The 17,305-nt window shown below is 64.8% G+C and carries 21 protein-coding genes and 3 tRNA genes; 6 read left to right on the top strand and 18 right to left on the bottom strand.

Features of this window, described 5'->3' with window-relative positions; all coding sequences use genetic code 11:
• Positions 1 to 2 precede the first annotated feature (2 nt).
• From rplE to ASC37_RS05560, 18 genes are all read right to left on the bottom strand, one after another.
• Positions 3 to 542 carry a 50S ribosomal protein L5 gene (gene rplE / locus ASC37_RS05645; protein WP_055423442.1) on the bottom strand — a complete coding sequence of 180 codons (540 nt, stop codon included), beginning with the start codon at positions 540 to 542 and terminating at the stop codon, positions 3 to 5.
• 9 nt (positions 543 to 551) lie between these two features.
• Positions 552 to 869 carry a 50S ribosomal protein L24 gene (gene rplX, locus ASC37_RS05640; protein WP_055423441.1) on the bottom strand — a complete coding sequence of 106 codons (318 nt, stop codon included), beginning with the start codon at positions 867 to 869 and terminating at the stop codon, positions 552 to 554.
• 9 nt (positions 870 to 878) lie between these two features.
• Positions 879 to 1,247, bottom strand: coding sequence for a 50S ribosomal protein L14 (gene rplN, locus ASC37_RS05635; protein ID WP_028874988.1), 369 nt, complete (start codon positions 1,245 to 1,247; stop codon positions 879 to 881).
• Between the two features lie 158 nt (positions 1,248 to 1,405).
• Positions 1,406 to 1,678 (bottom strand): 30S ribosomal protein S17, encoded by a 273-nt coding sequence (gene rpsQ, locus ASC37_RS05630; RefSeq protein ID WP_055423440.1) that lies wholly within the window; start codon positions 1,676 to 1,678, stop codon positions 1,406 to 1,408.
• On the bottom strand, positions 1,675 to 1,869 hold the full coding sequence (gene rpmC, locus ASC37_RS05625; protein ID WP_055423439.1) for a 50S ribosomal protein L29: 195 nt from the start codon (positions 1,867 to 1,869) through the stop codon (positions 1,675 to 1,677). Before rpmC ends, rpsQ begins: the two co-directional genes overlap by 4 nt.
• On the bottom strand, positions 1,869 to 2,288 hold the full coding sequence (rplP, locus tag ASC37_RS05620) for a 50S ribosomal protein L16 (protein ID WP_055423438.1): 420 nt from the start codon (positions 2,286 to 2,288) through the stop codon (positions 1,869 to 1,871). The genes rpmC and rplP overlap by 1 nt, the downstream gene beginning before the upstream one ends.
• The gene (rpsC, locus tag ASC37_RS05615) at positions 2,266 to 3,051 is read right to left on the bottom strand and encodes a 30S ribosomal protein S3 (protein ID WP_055423437.1); all 786 of its coding nucleotides are present in this window, start codon (positions 3,049 to 3,051) and stop codon (positions 2,266 to 2,268) included. The genes rplP and rpsC overlap by 23 nt, the downstream gene beginning before the upstream one ends.
• A 9-nt stretch (positions 3,052 to 3,060) precedes the next feature.
• The gene (rplV, locus tag ASC37_RS05610) at positions 3,061 to 3,390 is read right to left on the bottom strand and encodes a 50S ribosomal protein L22 (protein ID WP_055423436.1); all 330 of its coding nucleotides are present in this window, start codon (positions 3,388 to 3,390) and stop codon (positions 3,061 to 3,063) included.
• 18 nt (positions 3,391 to 3,408) lie between these two features.
• Entirely contained in the window at positions 3,409 to 3,684 is a 276-nt protein-coding gene (gene rpsS / locus ASC37_RS05605; RefSeq protein ID WP_028874994.1) for a 30S ribosomal protein S19, read from the bottom strand.
• Between the two features lie 10 nt (positions 3,685 to 3,694).
• The gene (gene rplB / locus ASC37_RS05600; protein WP_055423435.1) at positions 3,695 to 4,522 is read right to left on the bottom strand and encodes a 50S ribosomal protein L2; all 828 of its coding nucleotides are present in this window, start codon (positions 4,520 to 4,522) and stop codon (positions 3,695 to 3,697) included.
• Between the two features lie 6 nt (positions 4,523 to 4,528).
• Entirely contained in the window at positions 4,529 to 4,831 is a 303-nt protein-coding gene (rplW, locus tag ASC37_RS05595; RefSeq protein ID WP_037990027.1) for a 50S ribosomal protein L23, read from the bottom strand.
• Positions 4,828 to 5,454: a 50S ribosomal protein L4 gene (gene rplD, locus ASC37_RS05590; protein ID WP_055423434.1), complete on the bottom strand. Its 627-nt coding sequence runs from the start codon at positions 5,452 to 5,454 to the stop codon at positions 4,828 to 4,830. Before rplD ends, rplW begins: the two co-directional genes overlap by 4 nt.
• Before the next feature lie 12 nt (positions 5,455 to 5,466).
• Entirely contained in the window at positions 5,467 to 6,105 is a 639-nt protein-coding gene (gene rplC / locus ASC37_RS05585; RefSeq protein ID WP_055423433.1) for a 50S ribosomal protein L3, read from the bottom strand.
• A 111-nt stretch (positions 6,106 to 6,216) separates the two neighbouring features.
• Positions 6,217 to 6,528, bottom strand: a complete 312-nt coding sequence (rpsJ, locus tag ASC37_RS05580; protein ID WP_028874999.1) for a 30S ribosomal protein S10 — start codon at positions 6,526 to 6,528, stop codon at positions 6,217 to 6,219.
• Between the two features lie 73 nt (positions 6,529 to 6,601).
• Complete coding sequence (gene tuf / locus ASC37_RS05575) at positions 6,602 to 7,792, bottom strand: elongation factor Tu (RefSeq protein ID WP_055423432.1); 1,191 nt, start codon at positions 7,790 to 7,792, stop codon at positions 6,602 to 6,604.
• A 61-nt stretch (positions 7,793 to 7,853) separates the two neighbouring features.
• Positions 7,854 to 7,928 (bottom strand) — tRNA-Thr (locus ASC37_RS05570).
• A gap of 14 nt (positions 7,929 to 7,942) precedes the next feature.
• A tRNA-Gly gene (locus ASC37_RS05565) sits at positions 7,943 to 8,016 on the bottom strand.
• 30 nt (positions 8,017 to 8,046) lie between these two features.
• Positions 8,047 to 8,128, bottom strand: a tRNA-Tyr gene (locus ASC37_RS05560).
• Between the two features lie 174 nt (positions 8,129 to 8,302).
• On the opposite strand from ASC37_RS05560, the gene ASC37_RS05555 reads away from it, so the two are divergent.
• Genes ASC37_RS05555 through rng form a run of 6 tightly spaced genes read left to right on the top strand, consistent with a single transcriptional unit; the run spans position 8,303 to position 17,304 of the window.
• Positions 8,303 to 9,373, top strand: a complete 1,071-nt coding sequence (locus tag ASC37_RS05555; protein WP_088178272.1) for an HlyD family secretion protein — start codon at positions 8,303 to 8,305, stop codon at positions 9,371 to 9,373.
• Positions 9,373 to 12,141 carry a ribosome-associated ATPase/putative transporter RbbA gene (gene rbbA, locus ASC37_RS05550; protein ID WP_055423430.1) on the top strand — a complete coding sequence of 923 codons (2,769 nt, stop codon included), beginning with the start codon at positions 9,373 to 9,375 and terminating at the stop codon, positions 12,139 to 12,141. The genes ASC37_RS05555 and rbbA overlap by 1 nt, the downstream gene beginning before the upstream one ends.
• A gap of 3 nt (positions 12,142 to 12,144) precedes the next feature.
• The gene (locus ASC37_RS05545) at positions 12,145 to 13,266 is read left to right on the top strand and encodes an ABC transporter permease (protein WP_055423429.1); all 1,122 of its coding nucleotides are present in this window, start codon (positions 12,145 to 12,147) and stop codon (positions 13,264 to 13,266) included.
• Between the two features lie 47 nt (positions 13,267 to 13,313).
• Positions 13,314 to 15,248 carry a gamma-glutamyltransferase family protein gene (locus tag ASC37_RS05540; protein ID WP_198289021.1) on the top strand — a complete coding sequence of 645 codons (1,935 nt, stop codon included), beginning with the start codon at positions 13,314 to 13,316 and terminating at the stop codon, positions 15,246 to 15,248.
• On the top strand, positions 15,242 to 15,850 hold the full coding sequence (locus ASC37_RS05535; RefSeq protein WP_055423428.1) for a Maf family protein: 609 nt from the start codon (positions 15,242 to 15,244) through the stop codon (positions 15,848 to 15,850). Before ASC37_RS05540 ends, ASC37_RS05535 begins: the two co-directional genes overlap by 7 nt.
• Positions 15,847 to 17,304 carry a ribonuclease G gene (gene rng, locus ASC37_RS05530; protein ID WP_055423427.1) on the top strand — a complete coding sequence of 486 codons (1,458 nt, stop codon included), beginning with the start codon at positions 15,847 to 15,849 and terminating at the stop codon, positions 17,302 to 17,304. The genes ASC37_RS05535 and rng overlap by 4 nt, the downstream gene beginning before the upstream one ends.
• The last annotated feature ends 1 nt before the right edge of the window (position 17,305 follow it).

The following is a 17,305-nucleotide window of genomic DNA, read 5'->3' as shown; positions in this document are numbered from 1 at the left end:
CCTCAATTCCGGAAGGGAAATTTGAATGCGGCCAGCAGCGCCTTGGCCTCTTCGTCGGTCTTCGCCGTGGTCGTGATCGTGATGTTCATGCCGCGCAGCGCATCGACCTTGTCGTATTCGATTTCCGGAAAGATGATCTGCTCGCGCACCCCAAGGTTGTAGTTGCCGCGACCATCGAACCCTTTTCCGCCCACGCCGCGAAAGTCACGCACACGCGGCAGCGCGATCGAAATGAGCCGATCGAGGAACTCGTAGGCACGTTCCCCGCGCAAGGTCACCTTGCAGCCGATGGGATAGCCTTCGCGGATCTTGAAGCCGGCAATCGACTTGCGCGCCTTGGTGATCACCGGTTTCTGACCGGAGATGGCGGCAAGATCCTTCACGGCATTTTCCAGAACCTTCTTGTCGGCCACCGCCTCACCCACACCCATGTTGAGCGTGATCTTGGTGATGCGCGGCACTTCCATGATCGACTTGTAGCCGAACTTGCTGATGAGTTCGGGCACGATCTTTTCTTTGTACTGTTGCAGCAACCGGGCCATGTTCGCTCCTTAGACATCCACCAATTCGCCGGTGCTCTTGAAGAAGCGCACCTTGCGGCCGTCTTCCAGCACCCGGATCCCGACCCGGTCGGCTTTCTGGGTCTGCGGATTGAACAAGGCGACGTTGGAGATGTGGATCGGCATCTCTTTTTCGACGATGCCGCCGGGGATTCCGCGCAAGGGATTGGGGCGCACGTGCTTCTTGACGCGATTGATGCCCTCGACGATGAGCTTCTCGTCATTGACGCGGCGCGTCACCACCCCCCGGCGCCCTTTGTCTTTGCCGGCGATCACGATCACCTGATCGCCCTTACGGATCTTCTTCATTGCGACACCTCAGATGACTTCGGGGGCGAGCGAGACGATCTTCATGAAGCGCTCGGTACGCAGCTCGCGGGTGACGGGACCGAAGATGCGCGTACCGATCGGCTCGAACTTGTTGTTGAGCAGCACGGCCGCATTGCCGTCGAACTTGACGAGCGAACCGTCGGGGCGGCGCACGCCCTTGGCGGTACGCACCACGACGGCGTTATACACATCGCCCTTTTTCACGCGACCGCGCGGCGCGGCCTCTTTGATCGACACCTTGATGATGTCGCCGATGTTGGCGTAGCGGCGCTTGGAGCCGCCGAGCACCTTGATACACATGACCTTGCGCGCGCCGCTGTTGTCGGCGACCTGCAAGAGGGTCTGCATCTGGATCATGAATTTCTCCAACTTATACCGCAAGTGCGGACAGTCTTGGACTCGCACGTCCGCCCGACTTCATCGACGGGCGGACGGGAAAGCGAAGCGCCCCGCCATACGACGGGGCGAGAGTCCGGCACTATAACTGATGCGGCAGGAAAATGCAAGGGAAAAAATCAGGCCAACGCCGCCTTGGCGACGAGCCGGACGACTTTCCACGTCTTCGTCTTGGAGATCGGACGGCACTCCTCGATTTCGACGATGTCGTTGAGCGCCACGGCCGGGTCCTCGCAGTGAGCATGGAATTTACGGGACTTGGTAACGATCTTCCCGTAAAGCGGATGCGCCACGCGACGTTCCACCAGCACGGCCACGGTCTTGGCCCGGGCCGTACTCACGACGCGCCCGACCATGCGCTGCCGGGTCTTGTTTTGCACTTCTTCGGTCATTTACGCACCCCTTTTTCCCGCAGCAGGGTCTTGATGCGGGCGATGTCACGCCGCGTGGCGCGCATCGCCGCGGTATTGGTCAGTTGCTGCGTCGCCTGCTGCATCCGCAGGGAAAATTGCGCCTTGCGCAGCGCAATCAGCTCCTGCTCGAGCTCGGCGACACTTTTTTCGCGCAGTTCCTTGGCTTTCATCATGCCGCTCCCAGCTTGCGGGTGACGAAGATGGTCTTGAAGGGCAGCTTGGCGGCCGCGAGCGCGAAGGCTTCACGGGCGAGCGCTTCGCTCACGCCATCCATCTCGTAGAGCACCTTGCCCGGTTGGATCTCGGCGACCCAGTATTCGGGGTTCCCTTTCCCGCTCCCCATCCGGACTTCGGCCGGCTTCTTGGAAATGGGTTTGTCGGGGAACACGCGAATCCAGATGCGCCCACCGCGTTTGATGTGGCGGGTCATGGCACGCCGCGCGGCCTCGATCTGGCGGGCGGTCAGTCGCCCGCGACCGATGGCCTTGAGACCGAATTCACCGAAGGAAACGGAAGTCCCGCGTGTCGCCAGTCCCTTGTTTCGGCCCTTCTGGACCTTGCGGAATTTAGTTCGTTTCGGCTGCAGCATCGCCCACTCCCGAAGTTACGTTCGCTTTGGCGGCGCGGGTGCGACGACCACGACGCGCGCCCTCTCCTTCTTCGCGACGGCCCCGCGAAGGACGCCGGGCTTCCCGTTCGACGGGCTCCTGCGGCGCCTGGTTGCGCGCCAGGATGTCACCTTTGTAGAGCCAGACCTTGACGCCGATGATGCCGTAAGTGGTCTGCGCCTCGGCAAAACCGTAGTCGATGTCGGCGCGCAGCGTCTGCAGCGGCACGCGGCCTTCGCGATACCATTCGGAACGCGCGATCTCGGCTCCGCCCAAACGGCCGGAAGTCATGATCTTGATGCCTTTGGCGCCGAGCCGCATGGCATTTTGCATCGCGCGCTTCATCGCCCGCCGGAACTGGATGCGCTTCTCGAGCTGGGTGGCGACCGACTCGGCGATGAGCTGCGCGTCGAGCTCGGGCTTGCGGATCTCTTCGATCGTGAGGTGCACCGGCACGCCCATGCGGCGGTTGAGGTCGGCCTTGAGCAGCTCGATGTCTTCGCCCTTTTTGCCGATGACCACGCCCGGACGCGCCGAGTGGATCGTGATCTTGGCGCTCTTGGCCGGGCGCTCGATGACGATGCGGCTCACCGCGGCGTGCTTGAGCTTGTTCTTCAGGTAGCCGCGCACCTGGGCGTCCTGCTGCAGCAGGCGCGGAAAATCTTTGCTCGGCGCAAACCAGCGCGAAGCCCAGTCACGGGTGACGACGAGGCGAAAGCCGGTCGGATGGATTTTCTGTCCCATGTTTGCTCCTTATTCTCCGACCGCGACGATGATGTGCGCCGTGGGCTTGAGGATCTTCGCCCCGCGCCCTTTGGCCCGCGCCCGGAAGCGCTTGAGCACCACGCCCTTCTCGACCATGATGCGTTTGACCTTGAGCTCGTCGACGTCGGCACCGTCGTTGTGTTCGGCATTGGCGATGGCCGACAGGAGCGCCTTGCGGATCAGATGCGCGCCTTTCTGCGGGCAGAACGCGAGAATGTCGAGCGCCTGCGCCACCGGCTTGCCGCGGATGAGGTCGGCGACGAGTCGGCCTTTCTGGGGAGAAAGGCGCACGCCGCGCACGATAGCCTTGGTTTCCATATCTCGTATCCTCGAGCGTTAGCGTTTGGCCTTCTTGCCCGCGGCGTGCCCTCGGAAGGTGCGGGTGAAGGAGAATTCGCCGAGTTTGTGCCCGACCATCGCCTCGGTGATGAAGACCGGGACGTGTTGCCGGCCGTTGTGCACCGCGAACGTCAGCCCGATGAACTCGGGAATGATCGTGGAGCGACGAGACCAGGTCTTGATCGGACGCTTGTCGTTGGTCGCGCGACTTTGCTCGACCTTCTTGAGCAGATGGGCGTCGACGAACGGCCCTTTTTTGACTGAACGTGCCATGGCTTACCCCTTAACGCTTGTGCCGGCGCTGGACGATCATGTTGTCCGTGCGCTTGTTGCGGCGAGTGCGATATCCCTTGGTCGGCTGACCCCACGGGCTGCGCGGCACGCCGCCTTCGCCGGTGCGCCCTTCGCCACCGCCGTGCGGGTGGTCGATCGGGTTCATCGCCACGCCGCGCACGGTGGGACGGATCCCGCGCCAGCGCGAGGCGCCGGCCTTGCCGAGTTTTTCCAGCGAATGCTCGCCGTTGCCGACTTCGCCGATGGTGGCGCGGCACTCGACGTGGACCTTACGCACCTCGCCCGAGCGCAGCCGCACCTGGGCATAGGCGCCTTCGCGCGCGACGAGCTGCACCGACGCCCCGGCGGCTCGGGCAAGCTGACCGCCCTTGCCCGGAACGAGCTCGACGTTGTGCAGCGTCGAACCCACGGGGATGGAGCGGATCGGCAGCGCGTTGCCGGGCTTGATCGGCGCCTGCGGGCCGCTCATCACCGTCTGCCCCACCGTCAGCCCCTTCGGCGCGAGGATGTAACGGCGCTCGCCATCGGCATAGCACAGCAGCGCGATGTGTGCCGAGCGGTTCGGATCGTATTCGATGCGTTCGACCTTGGCCGGAATGTTGTCCTTGTTGCGGCGGAAGTCGACGATGCGGTAGAACTTCTTGTGCCCGCCGCCCTTGTGCCGCGTGGTGATGCGCCCCGCGTTGTTGCGGCCCGCCAGGCGCGTCATCGCCTCGACGAGAGAGGGATACGGCCGCCCCTTGTAGAGTTCCTTGTTGACGACCCGCACCATGGCACGGCGGCCAGGCGAAGTCGGTTTCATCTTGATCACTGCCATGATGGTTTACTCCCCGGCCATGAAGCTGAGCTCTTGGCCCGGCTTGAGCGAGACGAAGGCTTTCTTCCAGCCGGAACGACGGCCGGTGATGCGCCCCATCCGCTTTTCCTTGCCTTTGACGTTGAGCACCCGCACGCCCTGGACTTCGACCTCGAAAAGCTTTTCGACGGCGGCCTTGATCTCGGGTTTGGTCGCATCGGAGGCGACGCGGAACACCACCTGGTTGAGGCGCTCCCCAAGCATCGTGGCCTTCTCCGAGATCTGCGGTCCGAGCAGAACCTGATAGAGGCGTTCTTCGCTGATCGTCATTGCCACATCTCCTCGAATTTGGCCACGGCGCCCTTGGTGAGCAGCACTTTGGGGAAATGCACCAGCGCCACCGGGTCGGTTTCATGCGCCGCCAGCACCAGCACGTCCTTGAGGTTGCGGCTGCCGAGCAGCAGGTTCTCGTCGAGTTCGTCGGTGACGAGCAACACGCGGGTACCGGCCAGACCCATGTCCTTGATCTTCTGGGCGACGAGCTTGGTCTTGGGCGCCTCGACGCGGAAGTCGTCGATCACCGCCAGGCGGTCTTCCCGGGCGAGCTGCGAGAGAATGGTGGCCATGGCCGCACGGAACATCTTGCGGTTGACCTTCTGCTTGAAGTTTTCCTCGGGCGAGCTCGGGAAGATCTTGCCACCATGCCGCCACAGCGGGCTGGAGGTCATCCCGGCGCGCGCGCGGCCCGTGCCTTTCTGGCGCCACGGCTTGCGGGTGGAGTGATGCACCTGCGAGCGATCTTTCTGGGCGCGCGTACCTTGCCGAGCATTGGCCTGATAGGCGACGACGACCTGATGCACCAGCGCCTCGTTGTAGGGGCGGGCGAAGAGCGTGTCGGAGACCTGAGCGGTTCCGGCAGGCTGACCCTGCGCATTCAATAGCTTGAGTTCCATATCCACCTCGCCTTAGCCTTTGACCGCCGGGCGCACGATCACGTCGCCGCCCTTGGCACCGGGAACCGCCCCCTTGACGAGCAGGAGATTGCGTTCGGCATCGACGCGCACGATCTCGAGATTCTGCACCGTGACGGTCTCGTCGCCCAGATGCCCCGCCATGCGCTTGCCGGGAAAGACCCGGCCGGGATCCTGCGCCATGCCGATGGAGCCGGGCGCGCGCGTGGTGATCGAGTTGCCGTGCGAGGCACGGTTGGAGCTGAAGTTGTGGCGTTTGATCGCGCCGGCGAAGCCCTTGCCCATGGAGCGGCCAGTGACGTCGACTTTCTGTCCCGGTTGGAACATCGTCACGGACAGTTCCTGACCGAGCTGCAGCGAAGCGAGCTCGGCAGGATCGACGCGGAATTCCCGCAGCACGCGCGCCGCAGTGACCCCCGCCTTGGCGAAATGCCCGGCGAGCGCCTTGGTGGTGCGCGAGGGCTTGCGCGACCCGAACCCGATCTGGACGGCGGCATAGCCGTCGGTCTCGGGCGTCTTGAGTTGCGTCACACGGTTGGCGGAGGCTTCGAGCACGGTCACCGGGATGGACTGGCCATCTTCGGTGAAAATCCGAGTCATGCCCACCTTGCGAGCGACAAGGCCTAGACTCATGTTGTTCTCCTCGAACCGGTTACGATTGACCGGACGTTTACGAAAAACGACCCGCCGCAGCGGGGAAAACACGCCATTATAAGGCGGTTCGATCCCGTATGCAAGCGGGGGTTACATCAGCTTGATGTCGACGTCCACGCCAGCGGGCAGATCGAGCTTCATCAGCGCATCGACGGTCTTGTCCGTGGGCTCGACGATGTCCATCAGACGCCGGTGCGTGCGGATTTCGAACTGGTCGCGCGAAGTCTTATTCACGTGCGGCGAGCGCAGCACGTTGTAGCGTTCGATCTTGGTCGGCAAAGGAATCGGGCCGTGGACGACGGCGCCGGTGCGTTTGGCCGCCTCGACGATCTCGTGCGCGGACTGGTCGATCAGCCGATAATCGAATGCCTTGAGGCGGATGCGGATCTTCTGGTTGTTCATGATTCATTCCAAAGAGCGAGGGAGAAGAAAAACCCGGCGGAGCGATCCCCGCCGGGCTGTACGGGCAAGGCAATTACTCGATGATCTTGGAGACGACACCGGCACCGACGGTGCGGCCGCCTTCGCGGATGGCGAAGCGCAAGCCTTCTTCCATCGCGATCGGGGCGATCAGCTTCACTTCCAGCTTCACGTTGTCGCCCGGCATCACCATCTCTACCCCTTCGGGCAGCTTGATCGCGCCGGTGACGTCGGTGGTGCGGAAGTAGAACTGCGGCCGGTAGTTGCTGAAAAACGGCGTGTGCCGACCTCCTTCTTCCTTGGAGAGCACGTACACTTCGCACTCGAAGTGCGTGTGCGGCGTGATCGTGCCGGGCTTGGCGAGTACTTGACCGCGCTCGACGTCTTCGCGCTTGGTGCCGCGCAGCAGCACCCCGACGTTGTCGCCCGCCTGCCCCTGGTCGAGGAGCTTGCGGAACATTTCCACGCCCGTGACCGTGGTCTTCTGCGTCGGGCGCAGACCGACGATCTCGACTTCGTCGCCCACCTTGACGATGCCGCGCTCGACCCGGCCCGTGACCACCGTGCCGCGACCGGAGATGGAGAAGACGTCTTCGATCGGCAGAAGGAAGGGCTTGTCGATGGCGCGCTCGGGCGTGGGAATGTAGGTGTCGAGCGCTTCGGCGAGCTTGAGGATCGAGGGCTCGCCGATCTCGCTCTGGTCGCCTTCGAGCGCCTTGAGCGCGGAGCCTTTGATCACCGGGACTTCATCGCCGGGGAAGTCGTACTTGGAAAGCAGCTCGCGCACTTCCATTTCCACGAGCTCGAGGAGCTCGGGGTCGTCGACCATGTCGCACTTGTTCATGTAGACGACGATGTAGGGCACGCCCACCTGGCGCGCCAGCAGGATGTGCTCGCGCGTCTGCGGCATCGGGCCGTCGGCGGCCGACACCACCAGAATGGCGCCGTCCATCTGCGCCGCGCCCGTGATCATGTTCTTCACGTAGTCGGCGTGGCCCGGGCAGTCGACGTGCGCGTAGTGGCGCTTGGCCGTCTCGTATTCGACGTGCGCGGTGTTGATCGTGATGCCGCGGGCTTTTTCTTCCGGTGCCGCGTCGATGTCGTCGTACTTCTTCGCCTCGCCGCCGTAGTACTTCGACAGCACCGTCGTCAGCGCCGCCGTCAGCGTCGTCTTCCCATGGTCCACGTGACCGATCGTGCCCACATTCACGTGCGGCTTCGTGCGCTCAAACTTCGCTTTTGCCATGAAAGACCCCTATCGTCTCGAATCTGCCTACCGACGGCCCAGCCGACGGCGCAGTAAGGGTTGGTGCCCATGACGTGGATCGAACACGTGACCTCTCCCTTACCAAGGGAGTGCTCTACCACTGAGCTACATGGGCAATGCCCGACGAACTGGAGCGGGTGAAGGGAATCGAACCCTCGTCTTAAGCTTGGAAGGCTTCTGCTCTACCATTGAGCTACACCCGCTCGACACCCGCAGCCGGTTTCGTATTCACTTGGAGGGGGTAGGATTCGAACCTACGAAGGCTGAGCCGGCAGATTTACAGTCTGCTCCCGTTGACCGCTTGGGTACCCCTCCGCAAGAAGCGGCATTGTGTACGAATTTGGGGCGAATGTCAACGCCGTGACGGCAGGAAAAAAGGACTCGGGGTTGACGCTCCCGGAATGCCGCTATATAACGAACCCATCACGCCGGCACCCTTGCCATGTCCATGACGATCGCCGTCTCTCCTTCCTTTTTACAGGCATGTCCATGAACACTTCCCTGAAGCCTTGGCTCACGCGTATCGGCTTGATCCTGCTTCTCATCGCGCTTGGATTCTGGATCTGGCTGCGCGTCGAACTTTCGCGCCAACACGACGGGCTAGTATCGAGCAACGGCCGGATCGAGGCGACCGATGTCAACATTGCCGCCAAGATCGCCGGGCGCATCGCCTCCATCACCGTGGATGAGGGCGATCTCGTCACTGAAGGGCAGATCGTGGCCCAGATCGATACCAGCGTGCTCGAGGCCCAATTGCGCGAGGCGCAGGCGCAGTGGGAACGCGCCAAGCGCGACCTGGAGACGAGCCGCGGCACGCTCGCCCAGCGTGAGGCCGATCAGGCGGCGGCCGAAGCGGTGGTGGCGCAGCGCCTGGCCGACCTCGATTACAACCGCAAGCAGCTCGCGCGCACCAGAGAGCTTGCCCAGGCCAAGATGGCGGCCCAATCCAAGCTCGACCAGGATGCGGCCGCAGTGACGGCAGGCGAAGCCGCGGTGGTCTCGGCCCGCGCCCAGGTGCGGGCGGCGCAGGCTGCGGTGGTGCAGGCACGCTCGGCGATCGCCGCGGCCGAAGCCCAGGTGGCCGCGGCGCAGGCAAGCATCGAGCGCATCCAGGCCGACATCGATGACAGCCAGCTCAAGGCGCCGCGCAGCGGCCGCGTGCAGTACCGCGTGATGCAGCCAGGCGAGGTGGTCGGTGTCGGCGGAGCGGTGCTCAACGTCGTCGATCTCTCCGACGTCTATATGACGTTCTTTCTGCCCACCCAGGTTTCGGGCAAAGTGGCCGTCGGCAGTGAAGTGCGGCTCGTGCTCGATGCCTTTCCCCAGTACGTGATTCCGGCCAAGGCGACCTTCGTCTCCGACGTGGCGCAATTCACGCCCAAGACGGTGGAGACGGCCGAAGAGCGGCAAAAGCTCATGTTCCGCGTCAAGGCCAGCATCGACCCCGAGCTGCTGCGTCAGCACTTGCCGCAGGTGAAGACGGGCCTGCCCGGAGTGGCCTGGGTGAAGATCGATCCCCAGCGTGACTGGCCACCGGAACTTCAAGTGAAGGTGCCGTGATGGGAGAGCCGGTTGCGCGGCTGCAGGGAGTCGCGCTCACCTATGGCAAGACGCGCGCACTCGACGGGGTGGACCTCGACATCCCTGCCGGCTGCCGCGTCGGATTCATCGGCCCCGACGGGGTAGGGAAATCCAGCCTTCTCTCGCTCATCTCCGGGGCTCGCGCCATTCAGCAAGGCAAGGTGTGGGTGCTGGGCGGAGACATGGCCGACCCTCGCCACCGATTGCGGGTCTGTCCCAACATCGCCTACATGCCCCAGGGCTTGGGCAAGAACCTCTATCCGACGCTCTCCGTGGCGGAGAACATCGACTTCTTCGGCCGCCTCTTCGGCCACGACGCGGCCGAGCGCAAACGGCGCATCGAGCAGCTCACCCGCGCCACGGGACTCTTCCCTTTTCTCGACCGTCCCGCCGGCAAGCTCTCGGGCGGCATGAAGCAGAAGCTCGGCCTGTGCTGCGCCCTCATCCACGATCCCGAGCTCTTGATCCTCGACGAGCCGACCACCGGCGTCGACCCCCTGTCTCGCCGGCAGTTCTGGGCGCTCATCGACGACATTCGCGCCGCGCGGGAAGACATGAGCGTGATCGTGGCCACCGCCTACATGGAGGAGGCGGCGCGCTTCGACTGGCTCATCGCCATGGATGCCGGCAAGGTGCTCGCCACCGGCGCGCCTCACGAATTGCTGGAGCGCACCGGCACCGAGACGCTCGACCAGGCCTTCATCGCGCTGCTGCCGGAAGAAAAACGCCGCGGCCATCGGCCTGTCGAAATCACGCCGCTGCCCGCCGACCGTGACGGTGAGGTCGCCATCGAAGCGAAAGACCTGACGATGCGCTTCGGCAGCTTCACCGCCGTCGACCACGTGAGCTTCCGCATCCGCCGCGGCGAGATCTTTGGCTTCCTCGGCTCGAACGGCTGCGGCAAGACGACGACGATGAAGATGCTCGCCGGGCTACTCACGCCCTCCGAGGGCAAGGCCTGGCTCTTCGGCAAGGAAGTCGACCCGCGCGACATCGATACGCGCCGCCAAGTGGGCTACATGTCGCAGTCCTTTTCGCTCTACGACGAGCTCACGGTGCGGCAGAACCTCGAGCTGCACGCGCGGCTCTACGGCATCCCCAAGGAGAAGATCGCCGATTACGTCCAGGAAGTGGTGCAGCGCTTCGGACTCTCGCGAATCATCGACGCCCTTCCCCCTTCACTGCCCCTGGGACATCGGCAGCGGCTGTCGCTCGCGGCCGCCGTCATCCATCGACCGAAAATATTGATCCTCGACGAGCCGACCTCGGGGGTCGACCCGGTGGCGCGCGACGGGTTCTGGAACCTCTTGCTCGAGCTGTCGCGCCGCGACGGCGTGACGATCTTCATCTCCACCCATTTCATGAACGAGGCGGAGCGCTGCGACCGCATCTCGCTGATGCATGCCGGGAAAGTGCTCGTCACGGGAGCGCCGGCCGAGATCGTGCGCGAGGGCGGTCACGAGTCGCTCGAAGCGGCCTTCATCGACCATCTGGAACGGGCTGCACAAGAGGGGCAACAGGCCGACGATACCCAAGGGTCGACCGCCATGAGCGGCGAAGAACGCAAACGCACGGCGGGTCTGACCGAAAAAGCGCCGGTGCGGGGAACGACGCACACCACCTCCTTTTTCAGCCTGCGCCGGATGCTGAGCTACCTGGTGCGCGAAGCTCTGGAACTGCGTCGCGACCCGATCCGCCTGTCGCTGGCGCTGGTGGGCAACGCCATCTTGATGCTGGTGATGGGCGTTGGCATCACCATGGACGTGGAGGATCTGACCTTCGCCGTCCTCGATCGCGACCAGACCACGCTGAGCCAGTCGTACGCCCTCAATCTGGCCGGTTCGCGCTATTTCAGCGAGCAGCCTCCGATCGCCGACTACGAAGAAATGGACCGGCGAATGCGCTCGGGCAAACTGGGTCTGGCGGTCGAGATCCCGCCGGGCTTTGCACGCGACCTCGCGCACGGCAAACCGGTGGAGGTCGGAGCGTGGATCGACGGGGCGATGCCTTCGCGCGCGGAAACGATCCGTGCCTATGTCCAGGGCATTCACGCGCAGTGGCTCCAGACACAAGCGCGCGAACGTCACTTGCCCGACCCGACGCTGGCCACGATCGAGATCCGTTTCCGCTACAACCCGGACGTGAAGAGCATCGTCTCGATAGTACCCGCAGTCATCCCGCTGCTACTGATGCTCATTCCGGCGATGCTCGCCGCCTTGGCGATCGTACGCGAAAAGGAACTGGGGTCGATCACCAACTTCTATGTCACCCCGACGACGAGGATGGAATTCCTCCTCGGCAAGCAAATCCCCTACGTGATTCTCTCCCTCCTCAGCTTCGTGCTGCTGCTCGCGCTGGCCGAATTCGTCTTTCGCGTGCCCGTCAAGGGAAGCTACCTGGCGCTGTTCCTGGGTGCAATCTTGTATGTCATGGCCTCGACCGCCTTGGGTATATTGATCTCGAGTTTCATGCGCAGCCAGATCGCGGCGCTCTTCGCCACGGCGGTGCTCACACTGCTGCCGGCGACGCAATTCTCGGGCCTCATCGATCCGGTCTCCTCGCTCGAGGGCGGGGGTCGGCTGATCGGCGAAATCTATCCGACCACCCACTTCGTCGTGATTTCTCGTGGTACGTTCTCCAAAGCCCTCGGCTTGGGCGATCTGCCCGACGCCTTCGTGCCGCTCGCGCTCGCCTGGCCCATCCTCTTTGGCTTGTCGGTGGCGCTACTGCGCAAACAGGAGCGTTGAACCGTGCGCTGGTCCCACGTCTGGCATCTCGGCATCAAAGAGTTCTACAGTCTGGGACGAGACCCGGTGCTGTTGGTGCTGATCCTCTATGTCTTCACCTTCTCCATTCATTCCCGGGCCACGTCGATTCCCGAAACGCTCAACAAGGCACCGATCGCCGTGGTGGACGAGGACCGCTCGCAGCTCTCCGAACGTATCCTCCATGCCCTCTATCCACCGTATTTTCTGCCGCCGGAGCGCATCGACACCGCCACGATGGATGCGCGCATGGACCGCGGACTGGACACCTTTGCGCTGAACATCCCGCCCGATTTCGAGCGCGACGTGATGGCCGACAAGAAACCGGCAATCCAGCTCAACGTCGACGCCACCCGGATGAGCCAGGCATTTACCGGCAGCGGCTACGTGCAGACCATCGTCAATGAAGAGATCGCGGCCTACGTCGCTCGCCGCAAGGCGCAGGAACGCCAGCCCGTGGAGCTCAGCTTGCGTATCCGCTTCAACCAGGAATTGAACAAATCCTGGTTCGGGGGCATCATGGGCATCATCAGCGAAGTGACGATGCTCTCCATCGTGCTCACCGGCGCAGCGCTCATCCGCGAGCGCGAACATGGCACGATCGAGCACCTCTTGGTCATGCCGGTCACCGCACTCGAGATCATGTTGAGCAAAATCTGGTCGATGGGGCTGGTCGTCCTGGTCGCCGCGACGCTTTCGCTCATCTTCGTGGTGCATTACTGGATCGGAGCGCCGCTGCAGGGTTCGGTACCGCTCTTCGTGGCGGGAACCGCCGTCCATCTGTACGCCACCACGGCGATGGGCATATTCTTGGGCACGATGGCACGCTCCATGCCGCAATTCGGGCTGCTGCTCATGTTGATCCTGCTGCCGCTGCAGATGCTCTCTGGTTCCGTCACCCCACGCGAGAGCATGCCCCAGTTTGTCCAGGACGTCATGCTGCTCGCGCCCAATACGCACTTCGTGATGCTCGCTCAGGGCATTCTGTACCGCGGAGCAGGGTTCGACGTGGTCTGGCCGCAGTTCGCGGCGTTGGCCGTCATTGGCACGGCGCTCTTTCTCTTCTCACTCGCTTACTTCCGTAAGATGCTGGAGACGCAGCAGTGAAGAGCGCCCCCTGCCCAGCCTCCGGCGGGCGGCGCAGGCGCGCAAGCGTGGCCATACGCCATGTCAAGTTCTCCCTGCTCGCCTTGACCTTCCTGCTGGCCTCGGAAATGGCGCCAGCCGGTACGGCGGTGCCAACGCCTTGTGCCGTCGACCCGCTGCCGGCAGCGGTCGAGTCCGCCTCGCGGCCGACGGACGGAGCGCCCGAAGCCGCGAGCGGCTATACACCCAAGCCCCCAGTGCGCTCGTCACGGGCAATGATCGTCGCTGCCAACCCTCTGGCCACCGCGGCCGGTTGCGAAGTCCTCCTGCGCGGCGGCAATGCCGTGGATGCCGCAGTGGCGGCGATCGCCGTGCTGGGATTGGTCGAACCGCAATCGGCCGGACTCGGCGGCGGGGGGTTCTTGCTCGCTTGGAACGCCAAGGCGCGGCGCCTGACGAGCTACGACGGCCGTGAAACGGCCCCGCTTGCCGCCGATCCGTCCGACCTGGTGCGCCTCGCTCCCGACGATCCCTCCCCGCCCCTGCCGCTCACGGCCGACACACCCGCCTCCGAGCGCTTCGACGCCCTGCGCGCGAGCGGCCGCTCCATCGGCACGCCGGGCCTGGTGCGACTGCTCGAGCGCGCGCATGCCGAACAGGGGCGTCGCCCTTGGGCCGAACTCTTCGCCCCGGCGATCCGGCTGGCCGAGCAAGGATTCCCCCTTTCGCCACGACTGGCGGCGGTAGCCAAGCCGCTCACCCGCTGGCTGCAACTCGACGCCGAGGCCAGCGCCTATCTGCTCACTCCCGCAGGCCAGGTAAAAGCCGTGGGCACGATCCTCTCCAATCCGGCCTACGCCCGCACGCTGAAAGAACTGGTGAGCGCCGGACCGGATGCCTTCTATACGGGGCCGCTCGCGCACGCCCTGGTGGCACGGGCGCACGCAAGCCGCGGCGCCGACGGCACGCCGCTCACGGCGTCGAAGCTCGCCGACGAGGATCTGGCGCGTTATCGGGCGATCGAGCGTCCGCCCGTATGCGCCCCTTATCGCGCCTGGTGGGTGTGCGGCATGGGTCCTCCTTCCTCCGGCGGCCTCGCCGTGGGGCAGATCCTGGGCCTGCTCGAACGTTTCCCTCTCGCGCAGCATCCGCCGGCAGCCGGTGCGGAAGGCGGACTGCCGGATGCCCAGGCGGCGCACTGGATCACCGAGGCCGAGCGGCTCGCCTTTGCCGACCGCGACCGCTACGTGGCCGATCCCGACTTCGTGCCCCTGCCCGGCGGTTCGGTCGCCGCTTTGCTCGACCCTGACTATCTCGCTGCACGCTCCCGGCTCATCCAGGACGAGCGCAGCCTCGGTATGGCACCGGCCGGAACGCCGCTCGCCGCAGCGCCGCAGTACGCTGTGGGCCCGGAAATCGAGGAGCACGGCACGACCCACCTCACCGTGGTCGATCCGGAAGGCAACGTGGTCGCGCTCACGGCCTCGATCGAATCGGCCTTCGGTTCCTTTCGCATGGTGGGCGGATTCTTCCTCAACAACGAGCTCACCGATTTCGCCTGGGAGCCGTTCGCCGATGGCATGCCAGTGGCCAACCGGCTGGAGCCGGGCAAGCGCCCGCGCAGCTCCATGGCGCCGACGCTCGTCTTCACCCGCGCTCCCGACGGGGGTCTGGGCGAATGGCAGATCGCCACCGGCTCGCCCGGCGGCTCGGCCATCATCCCCTACGTGACCCAGACGCTGGTGGCCCAGCTCGACTGGGGGCTGGACCCTTACGCGGCGGCGGCGCAGATCCGCGTCGGGGCCTTCAACCGCCCCCAGACCTGGATCGAAGATGGCCACCCTACCCCTGCGGCGGCGCTCGTCGAAGGCTTGCGGGCGCGAGGGCACGAAATCGTGCGCCGCCCCCAGCCCAGCGGCATCGCCACCGTCATCCGCGCCCCCGACGGGGCGCTGCAAGGGGCGGCCGATCCGCGCCGCGAAGGGGTAGCCCTGGGATGGTGAATCAGCTTGCGCCGCTCTACCTCGCCTCGCAAAGCCCCCGCCGCCGTGAGCTCCTTGCCCAGCTCGGCTGGGATGCCCGGGTGATTCCGCTGGAGGGCGAATGGGTCGACGAAACGCCCCTTGCGCGCGAGGCGCCGCGGGACTACGTCCTGCGGCTCGCCCGGGCCAAGGCCGAAGCCGGCTGGCGACGGCGCGAGGCGCTGGCGCTGCCGCCCGGACTGGTGCTGGGCGCCGACACCACGGTGAGCATCGATGGACTGATCCTAGGCAAGCCGCGGGATGCCGACGAGGCCCGGCACATGCTGCGCCGTCTCTCGGGCCGAATGCACGAGGTGCACACGGGCGTGGCGCTCACCGACGGCACCCGCACGCAGGCAGCCGCTTCGACGAGCCGCGTCTGGTTCACCGCGCTCGCGGGCGAGGACATCGAACGCTATCTCGCCACCGGGGAACCCTGGGACAAAGCCGGTGCCTATGCCTACCAAGGACGCGCGGCCGCGTTCATCGAGCGCATCGAGGGCAGCGCTTCGGGCATCGTCGGTCTGCCGCTCTACGAGACCGCGCGTTTGTTGTCCGTTTTCGGCTATCCTCCCTTCCCATGAGCAAAGAATTCCTCATCAACTGCACGCCGCAGGAGACTCGGGTGGCCGTGGTCGAACAGGGCGTGGTACAGGAACTGCACGTCGAGCGCCTGGCGCACCGCGGCCTGGTGGGCAACATTTATCGTGGCCGCATCGTGCGCGTGCTGCCGGGGATGCAGTCGGCCTTCGTCGACGTGGGCCTGGAGCGCACCGCCTTTCTCCACATCACCGACCTGTGGCAGGCCGAGCGTCACCCCGAATCGCCCCCGCGCATCGAGCGCCTGCTCGCCGAAGGCGAGGAGATCACCGTCCAGGTGCTCAAGGACCCCATCGGCAGCAAAGGGGCGCGACTCACCACCCAGATCAGCCTGGCGGGGCGCTATCTCGTCTATCTCCCCCAGGAAAACCACATCGGCATCTCACAGAAGATCGAGGGCGAGAGCGAGCGCGAGACCCTGCGCGAGCGGCTCACGGCGCTGCTGCCGCCCGAGGAGAGCGGCGGCTACATCGTGCGCACCAATGCCGAGAATGCCACCGACGAGCAGCTGGCCGCCGACATCGCCTATTTGCGCCGCCTGTGGGCCGACATCCAGGGAGAGGCCCTTCGCCGCCGCGCTCCTTCGCTGATCCACGAAGACCTGGATCTGGCGCTGCGCGTGCTGCGCGACTTCGTCGACGGCGAGGCGGCACGCATCCGCGTCGATTCGCGCGAAAACGCCCAGAGGCTCTTGGCCTTCGCCGAGACCTACACCCCCCAGGTTGCCCCCCTCATCGAGCACTACCGCGGAGACCGGCCGCTCTTCGAGCTCTACAACGTCGAGGAAGAGATCGAAAAAGCCCTGTCGCGCCGAGTCGATCTCAAATCGGGGGGCTATCTCATCTTCGACCAGACCGAAGCGCTCACCACCATCGACGTCAATACCGGCGCCTTCGTGGGCGCGCGCAATTTCGACGAGACCATCCTCAAGACCAACCTCGAAGCGGCGCAGGCGATCGCGCGGCAGCTGCGGCTGCGCAATCTCGGCGGCATCATCCTCGTCGATTTCATCGACATGACCAACCCCGAGCACCGCGAGCGCGTGCTCGAAGAGTTCAAGAAGGCGCTCTCGCTCGATCACACCAAGATCACGGTGAGCGGATTCACCCAGCTCGGACTGGTGGAGATGACGCGCAAGCGCACGCGCGAGTCCCTCATGCAGCAGCTGTGCGAGCCCTGCCCGATGTGCGAGGGACGCGGCTTCGTCAAGAGCGCCGAGACGGTGTGCTTCGCCATCCTGCGCGAGATCCTGCGCGAGGCGCGCCAATTCGCCGATGCCAAGGAATTCCGCATCCTCGCCTCGCCCGCCGTGGTCGACCTCTTCCTGGAAGAACAGTCGCAGGCGCTGGCGATGCTGTCGGATTTCATCGGCAAGGAGATCTCGCTGCGCAGCGACACCTGCTACACGCAGGAGCAATACGACATCGTGCTTTTGTGAG

The organism is Tepidiphilus thermophilus, assembly GCF_001418245.1.
Taxonomy (GTDB): Bacteria; Pseudomonadota; Gammaproteobacteria; order Burkholderiales; family Rhodocyclaceae; genus Tepidiphilus; species Tepidiphilus succinatimandens.
This window is presented reverse-complemented; position numbering and strand designations above follow the sequence as displayed.

Bases quoted from the DNA above. Each gene is read 5' to 3' on its own strand.
- ASC37_RS05555 (WP_088178272.1), top strand. From the start codon at position 8,303: ATGAACACTTCCCTGAAGCCTTGGCTCACGCGTATCGGCTTGATCCTG.
- rplP (WP_055423438.1), bottom strand. From the start codon at position 2,288: ATGCTGCAGCCGAAACGAACTAAATTCCGCAAGGTCCAGAAGGGCCGA.
- rplN (WP_028874988.1), bottom strand. From the start codon at position 1,247: ATGATCCAGATGCAGACCCTCTTGCAGGTCGCCGACAACAGCGGCGCG.
- tuf (WP_055423432.1), bottom strand. From the start codon at position 7,792: ATGGCAAAAGCGAAGTTTGAGCGCACGAAGCCGCACGTGAATGTGGGC.
- rplD (WP_055423434.1), bottom strand. From the start codon at position 5,454: ATGGAACTCAAGCTATTGAATGCGCAGGGTCAGCCTGCCGGAACCGCT.
- rplX (WP_055423441.1), bottom strand. From the start codon at position 869: ATGAAGAAGATCCGTAAGGGCGATCAGGTGATCGTGATCGCCGGCAAA.
- rpsC (WP_055423437.1), bottom strand. From the start codon at position 3,051: ATGGGACAGAAAATCCATCCGACCGGCTTTCGCCTCGTCGTCACCCGT.
- rpmC (WP_055423439.1), bottom strand. From the start codon at position 1,869: ATGAAAGCCAAGGAACTGCGCGAAAAAAGTGTCGCCGAGCTCGAGCAG.
- rplC (WP_055423433.1), bottom strand. From the start codon at position 6,105: ATGAGTCTAGGCCTTGTCGCTCGCAAGGTGGGCATGACTCGGATTTTC.
- rbbA (WP_055423430.1), top strand. From the start codon at position 9,373: ATGGGAGAGCCGGTTGCGCGGCTGCAGGGAGTCGCGCTCACCTATGGC.
- rplV (WP_055423436.1), bottom strand. From the start codon at position 3,390: ATGGAAACCAAGGCTATCGTGCGCGGCGTGCGCCTTTCTCCCCAGAAA.
- rplB (WP_055423435.1), bottom strand. From the start codon at position 4,522: ATGGCAGTGATCAAGATGAAACCGACTTCGCCTGGCCGCCGTGCCATG.
- rpsQ (WP_055423440.1), bottom strand. From the start codon at position 1,678: ATGACCGAAGAAGTGCAAAACAAGACCCGGCAGCGCATGGTCGGGCGC.
- rplE (WP_055423442.1), bottom strand. From the start codon at position 542: ATGGCCCGGTTGCTGCAACAGTACAAAGAAAAGATCGTGCCCGAACTC.
- rng (WP_055423427.1), top strand. From the start codon at position 15,847: ATGAGCAAAGAATTCCTCATCAACTGCACGCCGCAGGAGACTCGGGTG.
- rpsJ (WP_028874999.1), bottom strand. From the start codon at position 6,528: ATGAACAACCAGAAGATCCGCATCCGCCTCAAGGCATTCGATTATCGG.
- rplW (WP_037990027.1), bottom strand. From the start codon at position 4,831: ATGACGATCAGCGAAGAACGCCTCTATCAGGTTCTGCTCGGACCGCAG.
- rpsS (WP_028874994.1), bottom strand. From the start codon at position 3,684: ATGGCACGTTCAGTCAAAAAAGGGCCGTTCGTCGACGCCCATCTGCTC.
- ASC37_RS05535 (WP_055423428.1), top strand. From the start codon at position 15,242: ATGGTGAATCAGCTTGCGCCGCTCTACCTCGCCTCGCAAAGCCCCCGC.